10 protein-coding genes and 1 pseudogene are annotated in these 8,877 nt (G+C 66.9%); 3 read left to right on the forward strand and 8 right to left on the reverse strand.

The features are described from left to right. Window positions 1-105, reverse strand: a 105-nt coding sequence (locus ACFV8T_RS44890; RefSeq protein ID WP_385339545.1) for a transposase, incomplete at its 3' end; no start/stop codon positions are given. A gap of 70 nt (window positions 106-175) precedes the next feature. On the opposite strand from ACFV8T_RS44890, the pseudogene ACFV8T_RS44895 reads away from it, so the two are divergent. Then, a pseudogene (locus tag ACFV8T_RS44895) lies at window positions 176-427 on the forward strand (DDE-type integrase/transposase/recombinase); the annotation flags it as partial. 722 nt (window positions 428-1,149) lie between these two features. Here the strand turns inward: ACFV8T_RS44895 and ACFV8T_RS44900 are convergent. The 7 genes from ACFV8T_RS44900 to ACFV8T_RS44930 form a co-directional block, all read right to left on the reverse strand. After that, a complete protein-coding gene (locus ACFV8T_RS44900; protein ID WP_385339548.1) occupies window positions 1,150-1,425 on the reverse strand; it encodes a DnaB-like helicase N-terminal domain-containing protein in 276 nt (91 codons plus the stop codon). 2 nt (window positions 1,426-1,427) lie between these two features. Continuing rightward, window positions 1,428-1,769 (reverse strand): transposase, encoded by a 342-nt coding sequence (locus ACFV8T_RS44905; RefSeq protein ID WP_385339523.1) that lies wholly within the window; start codon window positions 1,767-1,769, stop codon window positions 1,428-1,430. Window positions 1,770-2,125: 356 nt separating this feature from the next. Continuing rightward, window positions 2,126-2,254 (reverse strand): hypothetical protein, encoded by a 129-nt coding sequence (locus ACFV8T_RS44910; protein WP_385339526.1) that lies wholly within the window; start codon window positions 2,252-2,254, stop codon window positions 2,126-2,128. Window positions 2,255-2,390: 136 nt separating this feature from the next. Beyond that, window positions 2,391-3,266, reverse strand: coding sequence for a recombinase family protein (locus ACFV8T_RS44915; RefSeq protein ID WP_385339528.1), 876 nt, complete (start codon window positions 3,264-3,266; stop codon window positions 2,391-2,393). Window positions 3,267-3,741: 475 nt separating this feature from the next. Continuing rightward, a complete protein-coding gene (locus tag ACFV8T_RS44920; protein WP_385339531.1) occupies window positions 3,742-4,953 on the reverse strand; it encodes an MFS transporter in 1,212 nt (403 codons plus the stop codon). A 292-nt stretch (window positions 4,954-5,245) separates the two neighbouring features. After that, on the reverse strand, window positions 5,246-5,563 hold the full coding sequence (locus tag ACFV8T_RS44925; protein ID WP_385339534.1) for a hypothetical protein: 318 nt from the start codon (window positions 5,561-5,563) through the stop codon (window positions 5,246-5,248). 804 nt (window positions 5,564-6,367) lie between these two features. Further along, window positions 6,368-6,946 (reverse strand): TetR/AcrR family transcriptional regulator, encoded by a 579-nt coding sequence (locus tag ACFV8T_RS44930; protein ID WP_385339536.1) that lies wholly within the window; start codon window positions 6,944-6,946, stop codon window positions 6,368-6,370. A 48-nt stretch (window positions 6,947-6,994) separates the two neighbouring features. On the opposite strand from ACFV8T_RS44930, the gene ACFV8T_RS44935 reads away from it, so the two are divergent. Together ACFV8T_RS44935 and ACFV8T_RS44940 are read left to right on the forward strand one after the other, a co-directional pair. Further along, entirely contained in the window at window positions 6,995-7,501 is a 507-nt protein-coding gene (locus ACFV8T_RS44935; RefSeq protein ID WP_385339539.1) for a GNAT family N-acetyltransferase, read from the forward strand. A gap of 85 nt (window positions 7,502-7,586) precedes the next feature. Then, window positions 7,587-8,852, forward strand: a complete 1,266-nt coding sequence (locus ACFV8T_RS44940; RefSeq protein ID WP_385339542.1) for an IS701 family transposase — start codon at window positions 7,587-7,589, stop codon at window positions 8,850-8,852. Window positions 8,853-8,877 lie beyond the last annotated feature (25 nt).

The following is an 8,877-nucleotide window of genomic DNA, read 5'->3' on the forward strand; positions in this document are numbered from 1 at the left end:
CACCCCGAGGTCGGTGGCGACCGACTTGATCGTCGCTCCCGGACGCGACCGGTACAGCGCGACCGCGTCTGCCTTGAACTCGGCGGGGTAGTGCTTCATCCCCACAGGGACTCCGTTCTCCTGGACCATCAAGATCCAAGTCTCTCCGGTGTCCAAAATCCGGGGTCAACGCCCGATCCCCGGCGCCCAGGCGCAAGTCGACTGGGGGGATGAAGGCAAGATCCTCGCGCATATGGGCATCGGGAAGGTCTATTCGTTCCACGTGCCCCTGTCGTACTCCCGTGACCCGTCCTGCTGCTTCACCACGAGCCAGGATCTGAGGACCTTCTTCGACTGCCACCGGCGGGCGTTCGCGCACTTCGGCGGGGTGCCGATGACTATCGTCTACGACCGCACCAAGACTGTCGTCCAGCGTCACGTCGCTCCTGAGCCGGACGTAGTCGATGACCACCAGCGGGCCTGGCCTGTCTGGCGGATCAGGGATTGGATGCGGGTGCGGACGAGCCCGGGCGTGACGCGGGGGCGTAGTCCATCCACAGCGGCAGGGTTTCAAGATCCGGCATGCGGGTAGGCGATGCGGGTCCAGTCGTCGGTGACGGGGGCCATCCTCCATGAGGTGGTACAGGGAGACGCGGGACTTGCTGGACAGCACCCCGGTTGGTGACCTCCTCCCGACCCATCTCCAGGCTGTGCACAAGGGTGTCCGGCCGGAGGAGGCGTTGGCGAGCGCGACACCGGGCGTCATCGCGCTCTTGCCCATGGCCAGCCGCCCGGCCACGAAGACGACGTTCCCAGACCGCGGCTTGAACATCCGGTCCAGGTCGGTGAGCCCGGTGACCGCAGCCGCCTCCACCGTGGTCTCCAGGCCGTCCAGGTGCTCCTGGAGGCCGCCGCCGAACCGGCCGAACAGCCCGTCGCCGCCGGTCTGGTCGGCGGCAAGCTGCTCCGGCTCGGCCTGGTGCCCGGCGATGCCGTCGGTGACGCCGGCCGAATCGCCCTGCCGGGCCGTCTGCATCCCACGCACGAGGGTCTGCTGGTAGCGGCGCAGGCGGGCGTAGCCGTGGACGATCTCCGCGTAGTGTTCCACCTCGACCGAGGTGCACGCCTGGGAGGCGATCAGCGACAGCTCGACGAAGCCGCCAACCCGCTTCAGGTCACCACTGCGGCGCAGCTCCCCTCGGCCATCGGCACACCGGTGGGCTTGCTCCGGCCGTGCAGGGCGAATATCGCCCGCCAGATCGCCTCGTGGTGCGGGCGGTACCAGGCACCGTCATCGCTCAAGATCTGCGCGGTGCCGGGGATCGGGTCGTACCCTCCGGTGGCCATCAAGCACGCACCCAGGACCGCAGTCTCTGCGCTCACGCTCACCGCCTCCGGGGACTCGTCCAACTGCTGCGCAGGGATGTCCAGGGCCTCGTCGAACATGCTCACTGCTGCTCCCACCGCGTTGGCCTCGTGTGGGACTGGTCGAGCTCCTGTGCGAAAAACACACTGGCGGCCTTCAGGATGTCGCTTGCCCGCCGCAACTCTGCGGATTCTTTACAGAGTTGGACGAGCTCAGATCGCTCCGCAGAGGTGAGTAGATCGGGCCGGCCGCCCTGGGCGGCCTCGGCCTGGCGGACCCACAGGCGTAAGGCTTCCTTGTGAATACCGAGATCTCGGGCCACGTGGGCGACCGGACGGCCGGAGGTCTGTGCTTCACAGACCACTCGCTCGCGGAGCTCGTCGGGATACTTCCGGGGTACAGGCATCGGACCTGTGCTTTCCATCTGCCGCGGCAATCATGTCTGACTTCAGGGCCGCTACGGAATCCAGTTCAGCTCACATCAGTAAAAACCCACCACCAACAGCCCACCGCCCACCGCCCACCGCCCAACAACAAAACCCCTCAACCACGACCTTGACCCCCGATCCTCACCACCACTGACACCAATCCGAGAGATCGAAGCCGGGGCGGCACGGCTAACCCGTAATCAATGGGTAAAAATGTTAAGAATATAGATATTATTGGGCATAGAGGCATGATCAGGCGTTTTCGTCGATCTTCGGCCTCGTCGTCCCGCCCGCCTTCCAGGTGGCGTGTGTGTTGGACACCCGGCCGACACCGGATTCAAGAGCACAACCATCAGCACGACAGGCACGACGCCCCGCAATCGTTGCCGGGGCGACGCCTGCGGTCCTTGTTGAATGTGCGCAGCGTCGCGGGCCAGATGTTCCTGCTGCAGTTGGTGATCGTGGTGCTGCTCTGCGTCACAGCGGCGGTGCTCCTCGTGCTGCAGGCCCGGAGCGAGAGCATGCGGGAGGCCCGGAATCGGTCGCTCGGCACCCGGGTATCGCCGAGATACGGGTCAAAGGGGCAATGAGTTGATCTCGGCCCCATCGGCGCCTGTTCAGCTCCCCGGCTCATCCTCGGCGAGGATGCGGTAGACGGTGGCGACCGAAGGGTACTGGCCCTTGTTCTTGCCCGAGGTGATGACCAGCTTCTGAGCGATCTGGGGTACGGGCACGCCGTTGGCCCGCAGGCTGCGGGCATAGTCGGCCATGTCGTCGTCGACGGCCTTGGGGCGCCCGCCGTGGCGGCCGCGCTCGCGAACGGACGCTTGGCCTTCCAGAGACTTCTCCCGGATGTACTCGCGCTCGGACTCGGCCATGCCAGCGAAGAACGCGAAGAGGGCGACACCGTGCCCAGAGGGGTCGTAGACACCCTGGAGGGGGCCGGTGAGGAGTTCGAGCTGGATGTCGTGGTGGCGCAGATCCTCGGCGATGACCAGGAGCTCGGCGGCGCCGCGGCCCAGGCACTTCATCTCGTGCACGGTGAAGATCACCCGCTGGTGCGGGACGGCCTTCTTGATAATGCGGGCGAAGTCCATCACCTTGACGAACACCGGCCGCACCTTGACCCGGGTGCTGATCTTCTCCGAGAAAACCGGGTCACAGCCTGCCTCTTTCAGGGCGTCGAGCTGGCTCTGGAGCTCTTGCTGGGCGGTACTGCAACGGGCGTACCCCACTCTCGTGGGCTTCGTCGTGGCCTCCGGCACCGCGGCGTCGATGGCCGGGCCCATCCCCCAGGCGCGGCCGGGGCCGCGGTCGGCGGGGGTCTTCACCTCCAGCTCGGCGCGGAGCTGGGGGTCGAGCATGAAGCGCGGGGTGTGGTATTTCGGGGCGACCTTGCCACCGCGGGTGCGGCAGGTGCTTCCGGCGGGCGCTTCGCAGGTCGGACAGTCGAACTGTTCGACGGCGGCGGCCGGTTCGGCGGGCTGGGGCATGTCGCAGAACCTATCGCGAGGGCATTGTGTGAATTCTGTTTTGCGAGAGGTTGTAAGAACGGAAATCAGGGGCAAACCGGACACGGTCCGGTGAGGGGCTCCGGTCTCTCAGAACTACTCATTTCTGCGAGTGCGAAGCGTGACACCCTTTCAACGGTGGTTGCGTGGCGGCCTGGGCACCCTCGATCTGGAGTTCGTTCCGCTCCTGGGCCGCCGTGAGATGACCAGCGACGCCGACGGCCTGTCAGAGGTCGCTGCCCCTTCGAGCCTTCGACGAACGGACCGTCGTCGAAGGGTGGATATGTGAGGGGACCCGGCGGCGCGCCGCCGGGTCCCCTCACTGTCAAGCCAGTCCCCACCGTGGTTGGGGCCGCCGATCCGCCAGCCCCATGGTTGACCACCCTGTCCGGGCTTCTACGGAGCACCGCACGCCAGCACCAACGCCCTGACCGCTCGGGAGGTCGGGGGCTGCTGATCAGCCTTGCTCGCAACGGTCGGGAGCGTGGTCCACAGGCGACTCGATCTTGCGCAGCCGTGTGAATGGCACAGCGGAGGCGAGCGCGAGAGCAATCGCGCCCACGAGCAAGAGGGCGAGCCAGGCGCCGGACCTGTCGACGACGAGTCCTGCCGCGGCGGATGCCAGCGATGCGCCGAGGTTTACGGAGGTGTTGATCCATGTCGACGCTTCCGTCCGGCTGGTGTCCGGAACGATGGTGTCGGCGATGAGGTATCCGGTGATGAGGGACGGGGCGAGGAAGAGGCCGATGAGGGCGAGGCCTGCGGCGAAGAGACCGAGTGTGTCCAGCTGGGACACGAACACCGCGGCAAGCCCCATGCTGACGCACAGGGCGAACAGCCTCTTGCCGATTCCCGACTTGAGGTTCAGTTGCCCATAGAGGAAACCTCCGAGAGCACTTCCGCCGGCAAAGGCTGCCAGGAGCCAGCCCGAAGCTGCGACAGCATCACGTTGAGCAGCGGTGGCTGGCGCTGCGATCTCCGCGACGCCCAATACACCACCGACGCCCAGCAGGACGACCAATACCCTTGCGAAACCTGGCTGTCGCAGTGGGCGATCACCTTGCGCGCCGCTCCCTCCTGTCCCGCGCAGCGCCCCCGATGAGGCACTGGACGTCATCGCTGCAGTGCCGAGGGAAACCGCTGCCGCGGTCACCCAGAGCCCGATGCTGGGAGAACTGGCCACGATGACCGCGGTGATGATGACAGGACCACCGACGAAGAGGAGCTCTTCGCAAACCGCGTCGATACTGAATGCCTTTGTTCGCTGGTCACCGGCTGTTGTGAGCGATGCCCAGACCATTCGCATCGCCGCCCCCAGGGGTGGCGCTGTCAGGCCGACCACCGCACTGAGAACGAGGAACCAGATATCCGCGACACTCTCGGCTTCCGTGATGAGCGCGAGAGCGATGAACCCGGAGGCCTGGCCCGAGGCCATCGTGGTGAGCGCGATCCGTTGACCGAATCGATCGACGGCCCAGGCACGCCAGGGGGCGGCGAGGACGTTGGCGATGCCGAACACCGCTGTTGCGAAACCGGCCTGCGTGTACGAACCCGTGCTGTCCTGGACGGCGAGGAGGAGGGCAAGACCGCCCATCGCGAGGGCGGACCGGCCGATCAGGGCGGGGAGGAAGGCGCGAAGAGCGCCAGGAAGGAGAAGTACTGCGAGCACGAAGAAGCTCCGATGATGTGCGACCGACGCTGAACGCGAGGCCGCCAAGAATCTGACGGCTATCGAGGTCCGGAGGGCAGGACAGAGCGCACCCTCAACGGATCAGAACCTGGACGGGAGAGACCCAGGACCGTCAGATGAACATCACGATGAACATCCGGGAAGGTTAACAGGACGCGGCCTCCATGCCGGCTTGGGTAATTCCGCGCTGGTGACCTCCCCTACTGCCGAAGGCCGCATCTGTTCCAGGCTGAGCTGCCCAAGGCCGGCGACGTGCGGAAGGGTGACCCGCTCAAGCCGCGGGAGCGAATCGAGCGCGTCCTGGACGACAACCACGCCGCCGACCTGCCGGAAGCTCGGGCGCTTCGTCCATGGCCTCATGATGCCGACCCGCTTGCGGCCGGGTCAGGCGGCTTGGCGGAGACCCCGGCAGCAGGTCCTGGTCGCGGAGCTGAGTGAAGTCGACATCGAGCTTCGGGTCGTACGCCTCGGGCTGGATGCCGAGTTCGTGCGTGCTGTACTCGCCGAACCGGTTGATGTGCTCGGTCAGGTAGGGCGAGATGTGCGCCAGGTCCTCCGGCTCGATCGTCCAGCCCTCGCAACTCGGCATGGAGCCGGCACACCGAAAGCCCGATACCCATCGCATCGCCGCACAGCTTCCGGTCCTCCGGGTCCTCGATCACGCCGGCGAGGACCAGCCGAACCGCTCCTGCGGCGAGGTAGTTGCCTGTGACACTGCGCAGATTTCGCAGCATCATGCCGAAGTTGAAGCGGTCTCCTGAAGGCGTCGGCCAAGACTGCCTCAGCCAGTCGAGGTCGATGACGGCGTGGGGTATCTCGGCGTCGGCGAGAAGGTTGCCCACGCCTTCGGCCACCGATGTCTTGCCGACGCCGACGGTGCCGTTGATCAGGAGGGCGCTGGGCTCAGGAGAACCTTCTGCATGCATGCGTGAGACTCTACGATCCACAGGCCACGAACTCCTCCACGCGGCCCGGCGAGTGCGGGCGAAGTCACACGGCGCCGCGTATGGATCCGGCGCCGCACGCGGTCTGGGCGAGCGCGGCGGCGACGAGGGAGTGCTCGCCCACGAGCCCCTTCCGATCCGGCCGTCCCGGAAATGGCAACAGAAGTTGCTCGCGGTGCGGCGCTGGAGCATTTTGTGTACAGGCGACGGCGGCGTGGCGACGAGAGGTTGACTCGGATTCACTGGCGAAGTAGAGGCCGAGGACGCCCTTGCGGCCAGCGCCGTCACGGCCTCCGACCGTGGGGCGGACCGGGCCGCTCAATTGGTCAGCAAGCTGTTTAGTGATCAGCGGGGCAAGCTGATCAGTCTGCTGGGGACGATGGCTCAGGCGTCGCCTTGTGCGTCGTGTGTGAGCGCACGGTGACAGAACCGGTGGAACTCGGCCCGCGTCATCCCAGGGCGGCCAGTTGGAGGTGTACCGCCGCGGTGGTGCGCGTGGCATCGCCGGTGGCGAGCAGGTCCAGCAGCGCGCCCCGCAGGACGGCGAGGACGAGGGTGCGCTGCGTCAGGGCGGCCTCGGTGTCACGTAGCGCGGCGGGCTGGCCGGCGGCGAGAAGTGCCAGCCAGTCGCTGACCGTGTCGCGGGCGAAGTCGGCCCACGGCCCGTCGGGGTCGATGAGGGAGCGGGCGTAGCTCTCGACCCACAGCGTCAGGAGGCCACGGTGAGCGTCGGCGGACAACCACCGCCACAGCTCACATGCGACTGACTGTAGCCCTTCAGGCTCATCCTGTGAGCCAGTGAGCTGCTGTATGTGTGACAGCTCGTCGGCTCTGGCCCGCGCGAGCAGGGAGCGGATCAGGCCTTCCTTGCTGCCGAACAGGTAGAGCAGCACGCGCGGGCTGGACTGGATCTCCTCGGCCAGCGGGCGCAGGGACAGCTCGCCAAGGCCGCTGCGCAGGGCATAGGCGTAGGCCGCTTCCAGCAGCTCCTGCCTTCGCGGGGAGGGGTTTGATTCAGATCGGGTCACCAGGCTAGTTTACTGAAACAGTCGTTTCAGTCGAATGGGAGTGAGGACATGATGGCGGAGCGTGCGGTGGTCATCCGGCCGCTGGCCCGGCCCGGCGACCTGGGCTGGGTGGTCATGGCGCACGGCGAGTTCTACGACCGGGAGTTCGGCTGGGACACAAGCTTCGAGGCGCTTGTCGCCCGGATCGTCGCCGACTACGCCGAGGAAAAGGCCCGCGGGCCGCAGGCGGCTTGGATCGTGGAGGTCGACGGGGTACGGGCCGGCTGCGTCTTCTGCGTACGCAAAGACGACCGGACAGCGAAGCTGCGCCTGCTGCTCGTCGATCCGAAGGCGCGCGGCCTGGGCCTGGGAGCCCGCTTGGTCGAGGAGTGCCTGACGTTCGCACGGGAGGCCGGGTACGAGGCGATCACTCTGTGGACCAACGACGTGCTCGGCTCGGCCCGGCGCATCTACCAGAAGCAGGGCTTCGAACTCGTCACCGAGGAACACCACCACAGCTTCGGCCACGACCTCGTCGGCCAAACCTGGCGGCGTCGCCTGCAGCGAGGCCGTTGAACGCTACGGCCCGGTTCTAGTAGTGCTTGGTCATGTGCGGTCTGCGATGGCGTGTCTTCTTGATGTGTCGTGTCGTTGACGGGACGTGCTGAGTGGGGAGTTGGCTGCGGTCCGGTGTGATCTGGAGGACTTCGCGGCGGAGATGTTCGAGCCGTTCGCGCGGGCGGACCAGCGGCGGTGGGGTGGGGTCTATCTGCGGGGTCTGTTGCTGGACGGCGGGCGCAAGTCGGTGGAGCCGATGGCCGCCCGCCTGGGCGAGGACGGGAACCGGCAGGCCCTGGCCCACTTCGTCACTTCCAGCCCGTGGGATCCGGCGCATGTGCGGGCCCGTCTGGCCTGGCGCATGCAGCCGGTCATCAAGCCCACGGCGCTGGTCATCGATGACACCGGGTTCCTCAAGGACGGGGATGCGTCGGCGTGCGTGACCCGGCAGTACACCGGCACCGCGGGCAAGGTCACCAACTGCCAGGCCGGAGTCTCGCTGCACCTGGCTTCCAACGGCGCCTCGGCGGCGGTGAACTGGCGTCTTTTCCTGCCCGAGAGCTGGGATCCCGCCTCACCGAAGGCCGATCAGGCCAAAGTGGTCCGTCGTGACAAGTGCGCCATCCCTGCCCAGGTGGGCCATGTCGAGAAGTGGCAGCTGGCCCTCGACATGATCGACGAGACGCGGTCCTGGGGTATCGAGGTGCCCCAGGTCATTGCCGACGGCGGCTACGGGGACACCGCTGCCTTCCGGCTCGGCCTGGAAGAACGCGGTCTCGACTACGTGGTGGGCATCTCGACCACGACCACCGCACAACCCGAGGACGCACAGCTGTGCATCCCGGCCTACTCCGGCCGGGGCAGACGGCCGGTTCCTGCCTACCCCGAGCCGGCCCAGAGGGTGAAGAGCCTGGTCATCGCGGCCGGTAAATCTTCCGCGCGGCCGGTGCAGTGGAGGGAAGGATCACGGCCGGGCAGTGGCCGAAGCGGGCACAAGCGCATGTATTCGCGCTTCGTGGCCCTGCGGATCCGGCTCGCCGGACGTGAGATCCGCAAGGCCACGGCCGGCAGCGGGCTTCCGGTTCGCTGGCTGCTGGCCGAATGGCCCGCCGACCAGGACGAGCCCGTGCAGTTCTGGCTCTCCAACCTGCCCGGGACCACCCCGTTGCCCGCTCTCGTGCGCACCGCGAAGCTCCGCTGGCGCATCGAGAACGACTACCGCGAGATGAAGCAGACACTGGGCCTGGCCCACTTCGAAGGCCGAACCTGGCCAGGCTGGCACCACCACGTCATCCTCGGCCCGGTCGCCCACGCCTTCTGCACCTTGCAGCGACTGACCCGATCCCCAAAAGAGACGGCGTCGGCCTGAGCCTCTACCGAGTTGTCCACGAGCT

Origin of the sequence: Streptomyces sp. NPDC059832, from assembly GCF_042731715.1 — a bacterium.
In the GTDB taxonomy this organism is placed as follows: domain Bacteria; phylum Actinomycetota; class Actinomycetes; order Streptomycetales; family Streptomycetaceae; genus Streptomyces.